This window comes from Rhodococcus sp. KRD175 (genome assembly GCF_017168275.1).
Classification (GTDB): Bacteria; Actinomycetota; Actinomycetes; order Mycobacteriales; family Mycobacteriaceae; genus Rhodococcoides; species Rhodococcoides fascians.
In genome coordinates this window covers 229,958-248,903 of the sequence record NZ_JABFAQ010000002.1, presented here as the reverse complement: position 1 = coordinate 248,903, position 18,946 = coordinate 229,958, and the positions used below count along the sequence as shown (strand labels likewise).

15 protein-coding genes are annotated in these 18,946 nt (G+C 65.4%); 9 read left to right on the top strand and 6 right to left on the bottom strand.

Annotation, left to right across the window (positions count from 1 at the left end; genetic code table 11):
• Positions 1-63: 63 nt before the first annotated feature.
• Complete coding sequence (locus J1M81_RS01815; RefSeq protein WP_027496923.1) at positions 64-522, top strand: MaoC family dehydratase; 459 nt, start codon at positions 64-66, stop codon at positions 520-522.
• On the opposite strand, the gene J1M81_RS01810 is transcribed toward J1M81_RS01815, so the two are convergent.
• The 5 genes from J1M81_RS01810 to hemE are packed head-to-tail and all read right to left on the bottom strand — an operon-like array spanning position 500 to position 6,645.
• Positions 500-2,821, bottom strand: a complete 2,322-nt coding sequence (locus tag J1M81_RS01810; RefSeq protein WP_241257584.1) for a molybdopterin-dependent oxidoreductase — start codon at positions 2,819-2,821, stop codon at positions 500-502. The genes J1M81_RS01815 and J1M81_RS01810 overlap by 23 nt on opposite strands.
• Entirely contained in the window at positions 2,818-3,522 is a 705-nt protein-coding gene (locus J1M81_RS01805) for an HAD family hydrolase (RefSeq protein WP_283348083.1), read from the bottom strand. The genes J1M81_RS01810 and J1M81_RS01805 overlap by 4 nt, the downstream gene beginning before the upstream one ends.
• Positions 3,519-4,214 (bottom strand): hydrogen peroxide-dependent heme synthase, encoded by a 696-nt coding sequence (gene hemQ / locus J1M81_RS01800; RefSeq protein ID WP_027496920.1) that lies wholly within the window; start codon positions 4,212-4,214, stop codon positions 3,519-3,521. Before hemQ ends, J1M81_RS01805 begins: the two co-directional genes overlap by 4 nt.
• A 5-nt stretch (positions 4,215-4,219) precedes the next feature.
• A complete protein-coding gene (locus J1M81_RS01795; protein WP_032372517.1) occupies positions 4,220-5,575 on the bottom strand; it encodes a protoporphyrinogen oxidase in 1,356 nt (451 codons plus the stop codon).
• Positions 5,572-6,645, bottom strand: coding sequence for a uroporphyrinogen decarboxylase (hemE, locus tag J1M81_RS01790; RefSeq protein ID WP_032372794.1), 1,074 nt, complete (start codon positions 6,643-6,645; stop codon positions 5,572-5,574). Before hemE ends, J1M81_RS01795 begins: the two co-directional genes overlap by 4 nt.
• A 164-nt stretch (positions 6,646-6,809) precedes the next feature.
• Between hemE and J1M81_RS01785 the strand changes: the two genes are divergently transcribed.
• The 8 genes from J1M81_RS01785 to J1M81_RS01750 all read left to right on the top strand — a co-directional run bounded on the left by J1M81_RS01785 (position 6,810) and on the right by J1M81_RS01750 (position 17,024).
• The gene (locus tag J1M81_RS01785) at positions 6,810-7,409 is read left to right on the top strand and encodes a DUF3000 domain-containing protein (protein WP_027496917.1); all 600 of its coding nucleotides are present in this window, start codon (positions 6,810-6,812) and stop codon (positions 7,407-7,409) included.
• Between the two features lie 59 nt (positions 7,410-7,468).
• Complete coding sequence (locus tag J1M81_RS01780) at positions 7,469-8,749, top strand: ribonuclease D (protein ID WP_206497507.1); 1,281 nt, start codon at positions 7,469-7,471, stop codon at positions 8,747-8,749.
• A gap of 72 nt (positions 8,750-8,821) precedes the next feature.
• On the top strand, positions 8,822-10,048 hold the full coding sequence (locus J1M81_RS01775) for a thiolase family protein (RefSeq protein ID WP_032365064.1): 1,227 nt from the start codon (positions 8,822-8,824) through the stop codon (positions 10,046-10,048).
• Entirely contained in the window at positions 10,045-12,150 is a 2,106-nt protein-coding gene (locus tag J1M81_RS01770; protein ID WP_032400801.1) for a 3-hydroxyacyl-CoA dehydrogenase NAD-binding domain-containing protein, read from the top strand. The genes J1M81_RS01775 and J1M81_RS01770 overlap by 4 nt, the downstream gene beginning before the upstream one ends.
• A 97-nt stretch (positions 12,151-12,247) precedes the next feature.
• Positions 12,248-13,108: an RNA polymerase sigma factor SigJ gene (sigJ, locus tag J1M81_RS01765; protein ID WP_032400802.1), complete on the top strand. Its 861-nt coding sequence runs from the start codon at positions 12,248-12,250 to the stop codon at positions 13,106-13,108.
• 92 nt (positions 13,109-13,200) lie between these two features.
• Positions 13,201-13,947 carry an SDR family oxidoreductase gene (locus tag J1M81_RS01760; RefSeq protein WP_032400803.1) on the top strand — a complete coding sequence of 249 codons (747 nt, stop codon included), beginning with the start codon at positions 13,201-13,203 and terminating at the stop codon, positions 13,945-13,947.
• A 218-nt stretch (positions 13,948-14,165) separates the two neighbouring features.
• Positions 14,166-15,563, top strand: coding sequence for a sugar porter family MFS transporter (locus J1M81_RS01755; RefSeq protein WP_032400805.1), 1,398 nt, complete (start codon positions 14,166-14,168; stop codon positions 15,561-15,563).
• A 99-nt stretch (positions 15,564-15,662) separates the two neighbouring features.
• Positions 15,663-17,024 (top strand): MFS transporter, encoded by a 1,362-nt coding sequence (locus J1M81_RS01750; protein ID WP_206497506.1) that lies wholly within the window; start codon positions 15,663-15,665, stop codon positions 17,022-17,024.
• On the opposite strand, the gene dxs is transcribed toward J1M81_RS01750, so the two are convergent.
• Positions 17,011-18,891 (bottom strand): 1-deoxy-D-xylulose-5-phosphate synthase, encoded by a 1,881-nt coding sequence (gene dxs / locus J1M81_RS01745; RefSeq protein ID WP_027496908.1) that lies wholly within the window; start codon positions 18,889-18,891, stop codon positions 17,011-17,013. The two genes, J1M81_RS01750 and dxs, sit on opposite strands and share 14 nt — an antisense overlap.
• Between the last annotated feature and the right edge of the window lie 55 nt (positions 18,892-18,946).

Below are 18,946 nucleotides of genomic sequence, written 5' to 3'. Positions count from 1 at the left end.
GTCATCGTTCGCTCCCACACGATCGCTTTCGAGCGCCCTATTACGACGGTGCATACTGTGAGCATGCGCACTTTCACCTCACCAGAGCAGATCAAGGCGGCCGTCGGCGAAGAACTGGGAACCAGCGACTGGCTCCAGATCACCCAGGAACGGGTGAACACCTTCGCCGACGCCACCGGCGACCACCAGTGGATCCACGTCGACGTCGAACGAGCGAAGAAAGAAAGCCCGTTCGGCGCGCCGATCGCCCACGGATTCCTGAGCCTGTCCCTGGTGTCGATGCTCAACTGGCAGATCTACACCATCGAGAACACCAAACTCGGAATCAACTACGGCTCCAACAAAGTTCGCTTCATCAACCCGGTCAAGGTCGGATCCCATGTCCGGTTGCGGACCACCCTCACCTCTGTCGAGGACGCGTCGGGCGGAGCGCTGCAGATCGTGACGACCGCAACGCTCGAGATCGAAGGCGAGGACAAGCCGGCCTTGGTTGCCGAAATCATCTCGCGGGTAGTGTTCTGACCTTCGTCCGCTTAGGTGGATCGAACGCAGTGATCGGCGGCAGCGGCGCGTCGTAGCGTTCGATCTCCACCAGCACGTGTTGCCCGGTGCACCCCCGCGAGAGCGACGACGACCCGACGTCGGCGGTGAGAACGTTCACGCTGCCGTGCACGCACATCGACCCTGGGTCGGCCCGGTCCAACGGGTCGTACCAGGCACCGGTCGACAACTGCACCACCGACTCCAGCATCCCCTCGTCGACGACCACACCGGCCAGGCACGAACCGCGGTCGTTGAACACCCGCACGACGTCACCGTCCGACACTCCCCTGGCCGCTGCCGCTGACGGGTGCATTCGTATCGGCTCTCGGCCCTGAATCTTCGAATGTCGGCTCACCGCACCGTGATCGAGCTGACTGTGCAGCCTGGTGCGCGGCTGGTTGGCGATCAAGTGCAGAGGAAACTGCTCGGCCCGCGCCCCGCCGAGCCATTCCTGCGGCTCGAACCACATCGGGTGCCCGCGGCAATCCTCGTAATCGAACCCCGCGACCGTCGCCGAGAATATCTCGATCTTGCCGCTCGGTGTCCGCAGCGCGTTGCCGATCGGGTCCTGGCGAAAATCCTCCAGGAACGTCAACTCGTCCTCGGTCTTCATCCGGAACGAGCCCTCACGCGTGAAGTCTTCGAATTCCGGGGTCTGCACGCCGTCGGCCCGCAAGTACTCGCGCCACTGCCCGTACATGTGCTCGAGCCATTGCTGTGACGTGCGCCCCTCGGTGAACTGCTGCCCCACACCGAGTTTCGTAGCGAGTTCCGCGAAAGTGTCGTAATCGTCGCGTGAATCGGCGAATCGCTCGGCAGCCGGCGCCATGGCCACGAGCAGTGGATCGTTGCGTGTGCAGCTCAGATCCGACCGTTCCAGCGATGTGGTCGACGGGACGACGACATCTGCGTGCTTGGCCATCGGCGTCCAGTAGGGATCGTGGACGACGACGGTATCGGGCCTGCCGAGTGCCCGGCGCAATCGTCCCAGATCCTGGTGGTGATGAAACGGGTTGCCGCCCGCCCAATAGACCACTTTGATGTCGGGATAGACCAAACGTCGGCCGTCGTAGTCGAATTCGTACCCGGGGTTGAGCAGCATGTCCGAGACAGCTGCAACCGGAATCAGATCGGCCACCGGATTGATTCCCTGCGGCAGTGTCGGCAACGGATAGGGCACAGGAGCGAGGCCGGGCTCGTTCATCGAGCCGTATCCGTGTCCGAATCCCCTACCGGGCACGCCGATTTCGCCCAACATCGCTGCCAACGTGATGCCCATCCACGGAGCCTGTTCACCGTGCTGCGTACGTTGCAGGGACCACGTGACGGTGACCATCGTGCGTTTCGACGCCATCTCTCGGGCGAGGTCCGCGATGATCGTGGCTTCGATGCCGCAGATGTCCGACGCCCACTGCGGGGTCTTGGGAGTGCCGTCCGAGACACCGAGAAGGTAGCGCTCGAACTCGGGGTAACCCTCGCAGTATTTCTCCAGAAACGCTGTGTCGTGCAGTTTTTCGTCGGCCAGGACGTATGCCAGAGCCAGCATCATCGCCACGTCGGTTCCGGGGCGTGGGGCGATCCACCGCGCCTCGCCCGACATGTCGTTGCGCAATGGACCGACGGTGACGATCTGCCCGCCGCGGGCGCGCATCGCGTCGAGCGAACCGACGGTCGGATGATCCGACGTACCACCGTGGTTGATGCCGGTGTTCTTCACCGGGACTCCGCCGAACGCCACCAGCAGTTCGGTGTGTTCGGCGATCACGGACCAGGATGTGGAGCGCGAGAACATCTTCCAGTGCGCGCCGAGCACGTGCGGCATGATGACGCCGGTCGCACCGAGCGAATAGCTGTGCACGGATCGCGTGTAGCCGCCGATGCAGTTCAGGAAGCGGTGTACCTGACTCTGCGCATGATGAAAGCGGCCGGCACTGGCCCAACCGTACGACCCGCCGTAGATGGCGTTGTTGCCGAATGTGTCCACCACGCGGCGCAACTCGCGCGACAACAGGTCGGTGAGCTCGTCCCACGAGACGTCGACGAACTCCTCGCTACCGCGCCTGTCGGTGGGGCCGGGACCGTTCTCGAGCCAGCCCCGGCGTACCGCAGGCGAGGTGACTCGGGATCGATGGGTCACCGAACCGACGAGGTTGCCCAGCACCGGGGAAGGATTGCTGTCCGTCACCTGAGGATGAATCGCGGTGACGTCACGTCCGTCCGAGTCGGCGCGGAACATCCCCCAGTGGCCCATGTGCTGGACGGCGGTCACTCCGGTCATCGAATCCCGAACGCGCTCAACGCTGCCAGCAGTGCGTCGGGACGCTCGGCCGTCGACACCGGATCGACGAGTGCGAAACTGCACCCGATCTCCTGTGCCGCGCCGTCGGCCTCGGCACTGTCGCCCACCATCAGCGTCCGCGCGGGCTCGACGCCGAGAGCGGCCACCGCATGTCGGAAGATCTCCGGTTGCGGTTTGACGTGACCTACCTCGAACGAGAGCACGAATTCGTCGACGTACCGGTCCAGGCCCCGAGCAGTGAACGCAGGACGGATGTCGAAGGCAATGTTGCTCAGCACCCCGACGCGAATCGACCGTCCCGCCAATGTCGACAGTGCCGCTTCCGTGTCGGGATAGGGCGTCCAGGAGTCGGCGTCGATGACTCGTCCGTACACCGATTCGGCCTGTGCCTCGGCGGTGATGCCGGACTGCGCCAGAACGTGCAGATACGCCTGCCGATGCAGGGCCGGATCCAGATCGCGATGACGCCATGCGTGCCGAGTGGCGTCGTCGAACTCGACGGTCTCGCCGACCGGAGCGGTCATGCGTCGCATGAGCTCGGCGGCTCCGGCTCCGTCGACCGGAACGCCGTCGGCATCGTGCACACCGTCGAACCACGACGGCTCCTCTTCCAGTCGGAAGAGTGTGCCGGAGAAGTCGAAGAGAACGGCGTCGACGATGGGCGTGTCCGTCCCCGTCACGGTAGTGATTCGACGAGCGCGTCCACCTCGACCCGAGGGCCGGTGAAGAACGGCGTCTCCTCGCGCACGTGTCGGCGTGCCTCGGTGGCCCGCAGATCGCGCATCAGGTCCACGATGCGGTCGAGCTCCGGGGCCTCGAAAGCCAGGATCCACTCGTAGTCACCGAGCGCGAACGAGGGGACGGTGTTGGCGCGCACGTCCTTGTAGTCGCGTGCTGCCTTCCCGTGATCGGCGAGCATCGTCCGACGTTCCTCGTCGGGCAGCAGGTACCAGTCGATCGAGCGGACGAACGGGTACACGCAGATGTACGCGCCCGGATCCTCGCCCGCGATGAACGCAGGCACGTGGCTCTTGTTGAACTCGGCGGGGCGGTGCAGTGCGGTGTTGCTCCATACCGGCGTGCTCGCCTTGCCTAGCGCGGTGGTGCGCCGGAAGTCGGAGTACGTCGCCTGCAGATCCTCGATGCGCTCGGCGTGCGTCCACACCATGAAGTCGGCGTCGGCCCGCATGCCGGCGATGTCGTAGACCCCGCGCACGACGACACCCTTGTCCTCACGGCCCTCGAAGAATGCCCGGGCTTCCTTCGCAGCGGCCGCGCGGTCGTCGCCCAGAACCCCGGGTGTGACCTTGTAGACCGAGAACATCAAGTACCGAAGAGTCGAATTGAGCGCTGAGTAATCGAGGCGTGCCATGGCCCCTATCGTGCCACCTCGACCAGACGGGCGGCAGCGGTGGTGGCGGACGCAATACAGGCCGGCACCCCGACGCCGCGCTGCCACGCTCCGGTCACGGCGAGCCCGGCGAGTTCGGACACTCCGGATTCGATGGCGGCGACACGGTCGAGATGTCCGGGAGCGTACTGCGGCAATCCGCCCGGCCACCTCTGGACGGTCACTGCCAACGGCCGAGTGTCGATACCCGCGACCGTGGCCAGGTCGGCGAGCGCGACGTCGATCGTGTCCTCGTCGGATCGCTGCGCGGCGGTGTCGTCGCCGAAACGCCCGAGCGAGGCTCGCAGCAGTACCGCGTCACGCTCGGCCAGGTGCGGCCACTTTCGACTGGACAGCGTGAACGCCTTCACGTCCAGCCCCGCGTCCGTCGCCACCAGAATTCCCGAATTCTGCGGCAGCTCGGTCGACGTCGGAAACGCCATCGCCACGACCGTCGACGACGCAAGTTCGATCTCACGGGCCGCGCGCGACGCGTCCGGTGCGAGGTCTGCGATGAGATCGGCCAGTATCGGTGCCGGTACCGCCAGCACGACCCCGTCGACCACACCCACCCGATCGACGAACCAGCCGCCCGACTCACGGCGGATCTCGCCGACGCTCGTCTCGCGCAGAACGCAAGCGTCGGTGGCTGTAACCACGGCGTCGAGCAGCACCGCGTAGCCGTCCCGGAGTCCACCGAACACCGGCCCCGGGGACGGAGTCGGGAGTGCCTTCAGCACAGCCTCGGTCAGGTTCGCCGCGCCGTTGTCCAACGCAGCGGCCAGCGTCGGCAGCGCAGCACGGACACCGATGGAGCTCGCCGAACCGGAGTAGACCCCGCCGAGCAGTGGATCGACCGAACGGCTCACCACCTGGTTCCCGAAACGTGTGCCCACGAGATCGGCCACGCTGGCATCGGAGCCCCGGACCCATCGAAACGGCCGCTCGGTCTCGGTGTCGATGATGTGCAGCTCGGACGGATCGACCAGCTCTCGGACGGACTCCGCCGACGACGGGATACCCATGAGGGTGCCCACCGGAAGTGGATGAGTGCGTCCACCGGAGAAGACGAGCGGTCGCACCGTCGACGGGTGCACCAGCTGATCGGTGAGCCCCAGTTCCGCAAGCAGGGCGGGCACCTCCGGACGGCGCCCGATGAACGCCTCGGCACCGACATCGAGCGACTGATCGCCGACCGAGGTGGTGCGCAGGGTGCCGCCCACCCGGGACGATGCCTCGACCACGGTGATCTCAGCGTCGGGCCCGCACGCCTGCCGCAGGCGATACGCCGCGATGAGGCCGGAAATTCCGCCGCCCACGACGGCGTAACGCCGGACGGTCACAACGAATGCACCAACGCGACGACCCGAGTCAGGATGTCGGGATCGGTATCGGGAAGCACGCCGTGGCCGAGATTGAACACGTGGCCGCGGGCACCGGCCGCGATCGCACGATCCGCCTCGGCGGCAATGCGTCGGACCTCGGCCTCGACTGCGTCCCAGCCCGCGAACAGCACTGCGGGATCGAGATTGCCTTGCAGGGCCTTGCCGTGGCCCACCCGGTGCACCGCGTCGTCGAGCGGAATCCGCCAGTCGACCCCGACCACGTCGGCACCGGCCTCGCCCATGGCACCGAGCAGTTCTCCGGTGCCGACCCCGAAGTGGATCTTCGGGACGCCGGCCGAGGACACGGCGTCGAACACTCGCGTCGAGTGCGGCAACACGTACTCGCGGTAATCGGCGAGCGAGAGTGCACCCGCCCAGGAGTCGAACACCTGAACGGCGTCGACGCCCGCAGCCAGCTGGGCCTGCAGAAAGGTGATCGTGGTGGAGGCCAATGCGTCGAGCAAGGCATGCCACGTGGCCGGATCGGACCGCATCAGTGCTTTGGTCTTCTCGTGATTGCGGCTCGGACCACCCTCGACCAGGTAGGACGCAAGAGTGAAGGGTGCTCCGGCGAATCCGATCAGCGGAGTGCTTTCCAGCTCACGCGTGAGAATGCGGACGGCGTCGGCCACCGGCTGCACCTGGTCGGCAGTGAGGACGGGCAGAGCCGCGACGTCCGCAGCCGAACGCACCGGATGCGCAACCACCGGTCCGGTACCGGCGACGATGTCGAGATCGATGCCCGCGGCTTTGAGCGGAACCACGATGTCGGAGAAGAGGATCGCTGCGTCGACGTCGTGACGACGTACGGGCTGCAAGGTGATCTCGGCGACCAGATCGGGCCGGAAGCACGAGTCCAACATCCCGATGCCTGCACGGATCTTGCGGTATTCCGGAAGGGACCTGCCGGCCTGACGCATGAACCACACCGGCCGCCTCGACGTCGGTCGACCGTCGATCGCGGCCAGAAACGGCGCCTCCGGAAGTTCTCGTCGGGCGGGGGCTGCGGTGTGCGATTCGGCGTTCATCACCGTCCATGCTGCCACGTGCGACAACCGCCGCTACCCTCGAGGGCGAGACACTCATCGCAGTTCAGGACACTCGGATCGTTCGACGGACGCTCGGCGCAGTTCGATCACGGCTCGGCGCGCCTCCATCGCAGGGCAACGTGACGCGTCTAACGTCCGGTGACGTGACCGAGCACCGATCTGACGCCGAACCTGCGCCTTTCCGCGCCGCCATCGACGCGATGCATCGGGCGCAGGTACACCCGGCAATCGAAATCGGTCCGATTCGGCCGCCGCAGAGACTCGCTCCGTACAGCTATGCGATCGGCGCCGAGGTCAAGCACGCCGACTCCGAGCAGATCGACGAACAGAGCGACGGCGACGCGTTCGGCCGTCTGATCCTGTTGTACGACCCCGACGGTGCCGAGGCCTGGAACGGCACTCACCGCCTGGTCGCGTACATCCAGGCCGATGTGGACGAGTCCCTCGCCGACGATCCACTGCTCCCCGAGGTCGGCTGGAGTTGGCTGGTCGACGCCCTCGAATCGCGATCGGAACCGTTGAACGCGCTCGGCGGCACGGTCACCTCGACCAGCTCGGTACGGTACGGCGACATCGCCGGCCCGCCGAAGGCTCACCAACTCGAACTTCGCGCGTCCTGGACGGCGACGTCGGAGGATCTCTCGACTCACGTCGAGGCGTTCTGCGAGGTGCTCGCCTACGCCGCGGGCCTGCCGCCCGCGGGCATCACCACCCTCGGTCAGCGCAGTTCCAGTCGGACATAGCAGTTCCAGTCGTACATAGTTGCCGGTCCGTTCGGCCCCAGGGCCTAGAGTCACATCTCATGTCAGCCGAGAGTTCCCCGGACACCGCGTCGGATGCAGAAGCGAACGAGCCTGTCGCCGTTCCGTTGTTGGCCCCCGCTGACGGGGTTCCCGACGTCGTCGACACCGTCGATGCCGTTCGCGCAGCCGCAGAGGCACTCGCCGCAGGCCACGGGCCCCTCGCTGTCGACGCCGAGCGCGCGTCCGGCTTCCGCTACTCCCAACGTGCGTACCTCGTGCAGTTCCGCCGCCGGGGCGCGGGCACCGTGTTGCTCGACCCCATTCCCGTCACCGGCGACCTCGCGCCACTGGCGGAGGTCATCAACCCGCTCGAATGGGTATTGCACTCCGCGGACCAGGACCTGCCCGGTCTCGCCGAACTGGGGCTCGTCCCCGCCACGCTGTACGACACCGAACTCGCCGGCCGCTTGGCAGGATTCGACCGCGTCGGCCTCGGCGCGATAGTCGAGCGGACCCTCGGCCTGGCCCTGCAGAAGGGGCACGGCGCGGCCGACTGGTCCACCCGTCCCCTCCCCGACACCTGGCTCAACTACGCCGCCCTCGACGTCGAAGTTCTGCTCGAGCTTCGCGACGAAATGGCCGCGGAGCTCGAACGACAAGGCAAAACGGACTGGGCGGCACAGGAATTCGCCCACATCCTCGCCCTCGGTCCGCCCAAACCGAAAACCGACAGATGGCGTCGGACATCGGGAATTCATGCGATCAAGTCACCACGAACGTTGGCTGCCGTCCGCGAATTGTGGACCACCCGAGACGAATTGGCGGCCAAGCGCGACGTCGCGCCCAGCCGGGTCCTGCCCGACTCGGCGATCGTCGCCGCGGCGACGGCCGATCCGAAGTCCTCACGCGAACTCGAACAGCTACCGGTCTTCGGCGGCCCCCGTCAGCGTCGGTCCTCTCGGTTGTGGGCCTCGGCCCTGACCCGAGCACGGGCGCTGCCCACCGCGGAGTTGCCGTCGATGGCGGCATCGTTCGACGGGCCGCCCCCGGTCAACCGATGGGCCCGCCGCGATCCGGACGCAGCGTCCCGACTGGCCGATGTGCGAGCGGCGATGACCGAGCTGAGTGAATCGGTGTCGGTACCGGTCGAGAACCTGCTGATGCCGGATCTACTTCGGCGACTCGTATGGGATTGGCAGACTCCCGACGACGACGGCGTCGACCCAGGAGAGATGATCGACGCTCGGTTGACCGAGGGTGGGGCTCGGCCGTGGCAACGCTCGCTGGTGGTGCCGGTTCTGACGAAGGCACTGCACCCTTCCCAAGTTACCGACGGGTAATACCCGCTACAGTGGGTGGCGCGTCCGGGCACCCGGACGAGTCGTCCGCATCTGTCGGGAGGATCGAAAAGCGTGTCTGTACCCCCGTCCACCAGCTCACAGAGGAATGTCGTCTTCGTCGACGGCATCCGTACCCCGTTCGGCAAAGCAGGCCCCAAGGGCATGTACGCCGACACTCGCGCAGACGACCTCGTCGTCAAAGCAATACGCGAGCTTCTCCGCAAGAACCCCAATCTTCCTCCCGAGCGCATCGACGAGGTCGCGATCGCTGCGACCACACAGACCGGCGATCAGGGCCTGACCATCGGCCGGACCTCCGCTCTCCTGGCCGGGCTCCCCCGCAGCGTCCCGGGATTTGCGATCGACCGCATGTGCGCGGGTGCGATGACTTCGGTGACCACCACCGGATCGGGAATCGGCTTCGGCCAGTACGACGTCGTCATCGCCGGCGGAGTCGAGCACATGGGCCGCCACCCGATGGGTGAGGGTGTCGACCCCAACCCGCGCTTCCTCGCCGACAAGCTCGTCGATCCCAGTGCACTGGTGATGGGCAACACCGCCGAGAACCTGCACGACCGGTTCCCGAGCATCACCAAGGACCGCACCGACGCCTACGCCGTCGCCAGCCAGAACAAATACGACGCGGCCAAGAAAGCCGGCTACATCGCCGACACTCTCGTTCCGGTCGCCACCAAATCCGCCGCAGGATGGGGCCTGGCCACCGAGGACGAGCCACCTCGCCCCGGCACCACCGTCGACGATCTCGCGAAGCTCAAGACACCGTTCCGGCCCGCAGGTCGAGTCACCGCAGGCAATGCTGCCGGCCTGAACGACGGCGCCACCGCGGCGATCCTCGCCGGTGAGGACACCGCGCACGAGCTCGGCCTGAACATCGGGATGCGGATGGTCGGCTTCAGCTTCGCCGGCGTCGATCCCGCCGTCATGGGCATCGGCCCGGTTCCTGCCACCGAAAAGTTGCTCGGCCGAACCGGATTGAGCATCGACGACATCGGCCTGTTCGAGATCAACGAGGCCTTCGCCATCCAGGTTCTCGCCTTCCTCGAGCACTACGGCATCGCCGACGACGACCCCCGCGTCAACCAGTGGGGCGGTGCCATCGCGTGTGGCCACCCGCTCGCTTCCTCGGGCGTCCGCCTGATGACGCAGCTCAGTCGTCAGTTCGCCCAGCAACCCGACGTCCGCTACGGCCTGACGACCATGTGCATCGGTCTCGGCATGGGCGGCACCGTCATCTGGGAGAACCCCAACCACGCTGACTACTCAGGAGCCAAGGCATGAGTGACATCACGACGGCGTTCGAGGACGAGGTAGTCACGAACGCGTTCACCAAGATCGTGTCCGTACCGGGGCTCGACGGCTCCATCGCACTGGTGACCCTGGACAACGGCTTCGATCACACCAAGCCGTCGACCTTCGGTCCCGGCGGACTCGCCAAGTTCGACGCCGCACTCGACGAGGCATTCGCAGCGAACCCGGTGGCCATCGCCGTCACCGGCAAGCCGTTCATCTTCGCCGTCGGTGCCGACCTCAACGGTGTGCCGAACATCAAGACCAAGGACGAGGCGCTGCAGATCGGGCAGCTCGGCCACAAGGTGTTCCGTCGCCTGCGCGAGTCGACGGTTCCCACGTTCGCCTTCATCAACGGTGCCGCACTCGGCGGTGGCCTCGAAGTAGGACTGCACTCGCACTACCGCACCGTCGCGGAGAACGCCGCCGCGCTCGGCCTGCCCGAGGCCTTCCTCGGCCTGGTCCCGGGATGGGGCGGAACTCAGTTGCTGCCCAACATCATCGGAGCCTCGAACGCGGTCACCGTCGTCGTCGAGAACGCACTGAACCAGAACCGCGTCCTCAAGCCGCAGCAGGCACTCGACCTCGGCATCGCCGACGCCCTCTTCGGCGGAGCCGACTTCCTCGAGCAGTCCCTCGCGTGGGCCGCTCAGGTCATCAAGGGCGAGGTCGTCCCCCACCGTCCCGAGATCGACCGCGGGCAGGCCTGGGACGACGCCATCGCCCGTGCCAGGGGCATCGTGGCCGGCAAGACCGGCAATTTCGCACCGGGACCGGTCGCTGCCGTCGACCTGCTCGAGCTGGCCAAGAACACCGACATCACCGATTCCGCGTCTCTCGACAAGGCGTTCGCGGCCGAGGACGACGCGCTGTCGACGCTGTTGGTCAAGGACGAGTTGCGTGCCGGTTTGTACGCCTTCGACTTGGTTCAGAAGCGCGCGAAGCGTCCCGCCGGTGCGCCCGACAAGTCGCTCGCCCGCAAGATCTCCGGTGTCGGCATCGTCGGTGCCGGTCTGATGGCCAGCCAGCTCGCGTTGCTGTTCGTGCGCCAGCTGAAGGTGCCGGTGATTCTCACCGATATCGATCAGGAGCGCATCGACAAGGGCGTCGGCTACGTTCACAGCGAGATCGACAAGCTGCTCGGCAAGAAGCGCCTGTCCCCCGACGCCGCTAATCGCTTGAAGGCGTTGGTGTCCGGATCGATCGACAAGTCCGCATTCGCCAGGACCGACTTCGTCATCGAGGCAGTCTTCGAGAACCTCGACGTGAAGAAGAAGGTGTTCGCCGAGGTCGAGGAATTCGTCTCTGCCGAAACGATTCTCGCGACCAACACGTCTTCGCTGTCGATCACGAAGATGGCGGCCGACCTGAAGCACCCCGAGCGCGTGGTGGGCTTCCACTTCTTCAACCCGGTCGCGGTGCTTCCGCTGCTCGAGGTCGTCAAGGGCGAGAAGACCGACGATGCCACTCTCGCAACAGCATTCGCGACCGCGAAGACACTGAAGAAGTCTGCCGTGCTGTCGGCGGATCTCCCCGGTTTCGTCTTCAACCGGCTGGTCACTCGCGCGTCCAACGAGATCATCAGCGCGATCGACGAGGGTACCCCGTTCGATGTGGCAGACGGCGCTGTGGGCGAACTCGGCATGCCGATGAGCCCGCTGACGTTGCTGGCCCTCGTCGGACCGGCCGTCGCTCTGCACACCGCGGAAACACTGGCTGAGGCGTACCCGGAGCGATTCAAGGACTCCGCCGGATTCCGTGCGCTCGTCGAGGCGAAGAAGCCGGGCGTGTGGACCTACGGACCCGAGGGCCAGGTCGTCGACCCCGAGGTGGCCGCACTGTGGCCGCAGGGTGATTCACCGTCGACGGCCGAACAGGTTCTCGAGCGAACCCGTAACGCCTTCGCGGACGAGATCAAGATCATGCTCGACGAAGGGGTCGTTGCCGCGGCCCAGGACATCGATCTCTGCCTGCTGCTGGGCGGAGGCTTCGGATTCTGGAACGGCGGTATCACTCCGTACCTGGATCGCAGCGGCGCGTCCGAGGCCGCCACCGGTCAGCGCTTCCTCGCGCCCGGTGTAGCCAGCGTCTAGCTCTACCCGCCGAGTTCGAGGTTATGGACGGATTTCTCCTGATTTTCGTCCATAACCTCGAACTCGGCTTTTTCGTGTCGGGATAAGGTCTGACCCGATGAACAGCGAACGCAGTCGGTTGATCGGCATCGCCTATCGAATGCTGGGTTCCTACAGCGATGCCGAGGACGCAGCATCGGAAGCGCTGCTCCGCTGGTATCGACTCACCGACGCCGAACGTGACGAAATCGACGTCCCCCGTGCGTGGCTCACCCGCGTCGTCGGCCGCATCTGTCTGGACCTGCTCGGATCCGCCCGCGTGCGCCGGGAACACTATGTGGGGCAATGGCTTCCCGAACCCGTCCGAGCCCTTGCGACCGGCGACGACGGCACATCGGACCCGGCCGACCGCGTCGCCCTCCACGAGTCCGTCGGCCTGGCGTTGCTCGTCGTTCTGGACTCACTGAGCCCGGCAGAACGTGTCGCGTTCGTGCTGCACGATGCATTCGCGGTTCCATTCGACGACATCGCGAACGTTCTCGATCGGACCCCCGCCGCCTGCCGCCAACTGGCCTCGGCCGCCCGGCGACGAGTGCACGACGATCGCCGCGGCCCCAGCGCTCCCGACACCCACGACCGCGTCGTCCGCGCTTTCGTGGCTGCCGCCGCCGGCGGAGATCTCGATGCGCTCGTCGCACTGCTCGCCCCCGACGTCACCCTCGTCAGTGACGGCGGCGGACGACTGTCGGCGGCCCGCAACCCGGTTCGCGGGGCCGATCGGGTCGCCCGCTTCGTTCTGGGTATCAGCGTCAAGTCCACCGACCTCGACCGGTCGATCGAATCGGTCAACGGCCTGACCGGGATAGTCCTTCGCCGACACGGTGTGGTCACCGGTGTGATCGGTTTCCGCACCGATTCCGCCGTGGTCACCGACGTGTGGATCGTGCTCAACCCGGAGAAACTTCGACACTGGTCGTGACGGCCATACATTCTCGTGGGCTACGTCGTCAGTGCAGGTGAGGCCCGAACTCCTCGAGCCGATCGACTCCGAACAGGACAGGTGGACACACGATGAAGATCGCCGTAGCCGGTGGAACAGGGACCGTCGGAACGCATGTCGTAGACGTGGCGCGTGAGCGTGGGCACGAGGTCGTCGTGCTGTCGCGGTCGGCCGGTGTCGACCTCGTCGACGGGACCGGCCTGTCCGACGCTCTGGCCGGCGTCGACGCCGTCGTCGATGTCGCGTCGACACAAACGGTCTCGGCGAAGGAATCGACGGCGTTCTTCTCCGCCGTCACCCGCAACCTGCTGGCGGCCGAGATCGAGGCCGGAGTCGGCCACCATGTGGCGCTGTCCATCGTGGGGATAGACAAGGCTCCGCACTCGTACTACGCCGGAAAAGTCGAGCAGGAGAACATGATTCGGTCCGGGTCGGTGCCGTGGACGATCCTGCGAGCCACTCAATTCCACGAATTCGCCGCTCAGATCCGTGCACGCGCGTCGTTCGGTCCGGTGAGCATCGTCCCGAAGATGGTCTCGCAACCGATTGCTGCCCGCGAGGTCGCCGAACGACTGATCGACCTGGCGGAGCACTCCCCCGCGGGCCGCGTTGCCGACCTCGGCGGACCGAGGGAAGAGCGGATGGCCGAGATGGTGCGGCGCTATGCACGTGCCATCGGTGCCCGTGGCCTGGTGCTCGAGGTCCCGATTCCCGGCGCATACGGTCGCGCGATGCGAGACGGAACGCTGGTCACCACGACCGGTTCGGATCACGGTTTCCAGACCTTCGATCAGTGGTCGGCCACCCAGGCGCGATAGCCACCTGCCGCCGAACTCGAAGCTATGGACGACTTACAGCAGTTTTCCGTCCGCAACTTCGAGTTCGACAGCGCGATATCGGACTTCTCGCCTATTTCGGCAATTGGATTGCTGCACGCCACGAATATCGAGGCGATTTCGCTCCCATTCCGTGTGTGCGAGGACGAAGATGGCGATGACCACCATGGACGCTGTTCACCCGAAAGCTGGTTCATGCCATGACGCAATCGACCGATCGGCACACCGCAAAGGTCATCGGAGTTACCATTGCCGCCGCTGTCGGCGGGTTTCTGTTCGGATTCGATTCCTCCGTCGTCAACGGTGCAGTCGACTCGATCCAGGAAAATTTCGCTCTGTCGTCGTTCGTCACGGGGTTCGCGGTCGCAATCGCGCTACTCGGGTGCGCGGTCGGAGCCTGGTTCGCCGGTCGCCTGGCCGACAGTTGGGGCCGCAAGAAGGTGATGCTGCTCGGCTCTGCGCTGTTCACCATTTCCTCGGTGGGGTCCGGGTTCGCCTTCAGCGTCCCCGATCTGATGTTGTGGAGGGTCCTCGGCGGGCTGGGTATCGGAATTGCGTCGGTGATCGCGCCCGCGTACATCTCGGAGATAGCACCGGCTCGCTATCGCGGTGGATTGGCATCGCTGCAGCAATTGGCAATCACCGTCGGAATCTTTGCCGCGCTGCTCTCGGATGCGGTTCTTCAGAACGCGGCAGGCGGACCGTCGAACGATCTGTGGTTCGGCCTCGAAGCGTGGCGGTGGATGTTCCTAATCGGCGTCGCGCCCGCATTGGTCTACGGATTTCTCGCGACACTGATTCCAGAATCACCTCGGTACCTGGTGGGTAAACACCTCGACGAGGAAGCTGCACGCATTCTGGGCGACATCACCGGCGAAGTGAACCCCGACGAACGCATCCGGGAAATTCGCCTGACTCTCCGGCGAGAATCCAAATCCTCGTTCGCCGATATCCGAGGACCCAAATTCGGTCTGCAGCCGATCGTGTGGGTCGGTATCACGATGGCGATTCTGCAGCAGTTCGTCGGGATCAACGCGATCTTCTACTACTCGACGACGCTGTGGAAGTCGGTGGGCTTCAGCGAGAATCAATCGTTCGTCACGTCGGTGATCACGTCCGTCATCAATGTGTCGATGACATTCGTCGCAATCTTGTTCGTCGATCGCTTCGGTCGCCGAAATCTATTGATGATCGGCTCGATCGGCATGTTCGTCGGTTTGGTCCTGGCCGCAGTCTCGTTCACGCAAGCCGTCGGAAGCGGCGACCAACTGGAATTGCCGTCGCCGTGGGGCCCGGTCGCGCTCGTCGGCGCAAATCTGTTCGTGGTCTTCTTCGCAGCAACATGGGGACCGATCATGTGGGTGATGCTCGGAGAGATGTTCCCCAATCGAATGCGTGCCGTGGCGTTGGGCATCAGTACCGCCGCGAACTGGATAGCGAATTTCGCCATCACATTGGCATTCCCGCCGTTGTCCGACACCATCGGACTCGGCTTCATCTACTCGTTCTTCGCACTGTTCGCTCTCCTTTCCTTCTTCTTCGTCAAATACAAGATCACCGAGACCAAAGGGATGGAACTCGAAGAGATGGGCGTCTGAATCGAGGTTGCCCGAACGACGGTGGGTCCGCGGTTCTCTCGACCGATAAGGCAGGGTGGGGGTGCACTCTGTCGGTCGATCTGCCGTCGAAAGTAGGACATGAAGCTTCGTATCGCATGCGCCGTGGGCACCGTCGTGGTGTTCGGACTGAGCCTGCGCCTGCTGTTCGGCAGTACGTCGGCACTCACCTCCGACATCGCCGAGTTCTACTCCGCGAACTCGACATCCATGGCGTTGCTGACCACGGGCCCGGTGATCTGCCTCGGTGTATTCGCCGCCACCGCACGCTATTTCGTGCGCCGGGTCCCTGTCACGCACGTTCTTGTGGTGTGCCTGTCCCTGGTGGCCGTCGGCACAGCTGTACGCGCGGCGCCGTCGTGGCCGATCCTCGTGGTCGGCACTCTCGTCGCGGCGGCGGGTATCGCGGTCGCGAATGTGTTGGGTCCGGTTTTCGTCCGTCTGGTGGTGCGGGAGTGGAGCCTGTCGGAACGACCCAGGGGCAGAGAGTGGAGCCTGTCGGAACGAACCAGGGGCAGAGAGTGGAGCCTGTCGGAACGAACCAGGGGCAGAGAGTGGAGCTCGACAGGTGAACCCGATGCGGCGGCGGGGCGACGACTGGGGTTGTTGACCGGGGTGTTGACCGCTGTGATCAGCGCCAGTGCGGGAGTGGCGTCGGGAGTGTCCGTTCCGTTGGCCGAGGCGTTCGACGGTGGTTGGCGGATTGTTCTGGGGCTGTGGTCGATTCCGGTCGTATTGGCCGCCGGAAGTATGGCGGTCTTCGGGCGAACGCTGTCGCGCGGGCTGTCGGTTGCCGGGTCGGCGACAGTCCCCGAAGACGCTCCTCGGAGTCGCACGGGGGTTCTGACATCGCCCGTGGCGTGGTCGTTGACGGCATTCATGGGTTTGCAGTCGCTGATGGCGTATTCGATGATCGCGTGGTTACCGACGATCTTTCGTGATCGCGGGGTGGACGCGCGTGATGCCGGTCTGCTGTTGACGGCATTGTCGGTCAGCAGCGTGCTGACTGCATTGACGGTTCCGAGCCTCGCGACAAGGTTGGGGAATCAGAGCGCGTTGGCGGTCGCCGTGACGCTACCGACATGCGTGGGCCTGCTCGGGATAGTGTCGTCGGCCGATTCCTGGGCCCTGGTGTGGGCGGTACTGCTCGGTTTGGGCCAGGGCGGGCAGTTGTCGCTCGCGATGACGTTGATGAATCTGCGGGCTTCGAACGCCCGTGATGCTGCGTCGCTCAGTTCCATGGCGCAGACGGTCGGATACGTGCTGGCTGCTGCCGGTCCGCTGGTGTGCGGAGCCGTTCATTCGGCGACGCAGCGGTGGGAACCGTCGATTGTGTTTCTTCTGTTGGTGACGATTCCCATGGCTGCAGCAGGTGCGGTGGCCGGCCGCCGCGTCGTGGTCGGAAGCGAGGCGGAGCCGGCCGACGCCGTCAGAGGCTCTTGACCCAATGCGAAACTTGCTGCACCACGGTTTCGCAGGTGAGTCCGAACTCGTGGTGCAGTTGCTCCCGAGATGCGTGGTCCAGGAATCGTTGCGGCACACCGAGATCGCGGCAGGGCACGTCGACACCGGCACCGCGCAGCGCGGCCGAGAGCGTCGAACCTATCCCGCCGTGCAGGCCGCTGTCCTCGACGGTGACGACCAACCGGTAATCCTCGGCCATCTTGAGCAGCGACTGCGGGACCGGGAGCACCCAGCGTGGATCCACGACGGCAACCGAAATACCCTCTGCTTCGAGCTTTTTCGCGGCGTCGAGGGCGAGCGACCCGAACACCCCGACGGCAACGATCAGCACGTCGCCGGTGGCCTCGGACGGCTCGGTCAGCACATCGAGTATTCCGTCCAACCTGCGCACCGCAGGCACCGTTTCGGTGACCGCGCCCTTCGGGAAGCGAAGTGCCGTAGGGCCGTCCGAGGTGGCGATCGCCTCGGCCAGCTCCTCTCGAAGAGTGGCGGCGTCTCGTGGCGCTGCCACCTTCATGCCCGGAACGATGCCGAGCAGAGACATGTCCCACATGCCGTTGTGGGACGCGCCGTCGGCACCGGTGACTCCCGCGCGGTCCAACACGATGGTGACGGGAAGACCCAACAGGGCGACGTCCATCAGCAGTTGATCGAACGCGCGGTTGAGGAACGTGGAGTAGATGGCGACCACGGGATGCATGCCGCCGAGCGCAAGCCCGGCGGCCGACGTCATCGCATGCTGCTCGGCGATACCCACGTCGAACATTCGGTCCGGAAACCGCACCCCGAACGCCGCGAGCCCGGTGGGCGCGGCCATTGCGGCGGTGATGGCCACGACGTCCTCGTTCTGCTCGCCCTGCTCGATCAGCGCCGCCGAGAACACCGACGTCCAATCCGGAGCCGATTTGGATCGGGCCAGGCCGGTCGCAGGATCGATGACGCCGGTGGCGTGCATCTGGTCGGCTACGTCGTTCTCGGCATGGATGTAGCCCATGCCCTTGCGCGTCACCGCGTGCACGATGACCGGGCCGCCGTACGCCTTGGCTCTGCGCAGTGCCGATTCCATGGCGTGCTGGTCGTGACCGTCCACCGGGCCCAGGTACTTGATGCCGAGATCGGTGAACATGACCTGCGGGCTGATGGCGTCCTTCACTCCGGCTTTCATGCCGTGCAGCATCGTGTAGGCGGCGCGGCCGACGACGGGGATCCGTCGTACGATCCGGCGGCCGTTGTCGAGAATCTTCTCGTATCCCGGCTGCAGTCGCAGAGCTGCCAGGTGATCGGCCAGCCCGCCGATGGTCGGGGCGTACGAACGGCCGTTGTCGTTGACGACGATCACCAGCGACCGGTCTCGGCCGGCGGCGATGTTGTTGAGCGCCTCCCAGCACATACCGCCCGTCAGCGCGCCGTCACCGACCACAGCCACGACATGCCGGTCGGTCTCTCCCTTGAGGGCGAACGCTTTGGCCAACCCGTCTGCATACGACAAGGATGCCGATGCGTGCGAGGACTCGACCCAGTCGTGTTCGCTCTCGACCCGAGACGGATAGCCCGACAGCCCGCCCTGCTTGCGGAGTGTGTCGAACATTCCTGCGCGTCCGGTGAGCATCTTGTGCACGTAGGCCTGGTGGCCCGTGTCGAAGATGACCGGATCACGCGGTGAGTCGAAGGTGCGGTGGATCGCCAGAGTCAGCTCCACCACTCCCAGATTGGGACCGAGGTGGCCCCCTGTTGCCGATACCTTCTCGACCAGGAAGGCGCGGATCTCGCGAGCCAGTTCGGCCAGCTCCGCACTATCGAGGTCGCGCAAGTCCTCGGGCGTCTGAATTCGCGCTAGGACACCCAACGAGATCGCTCCCTCCGGCCGGAAAACATATTCGAAAAACCAGTCTACGGAGTGG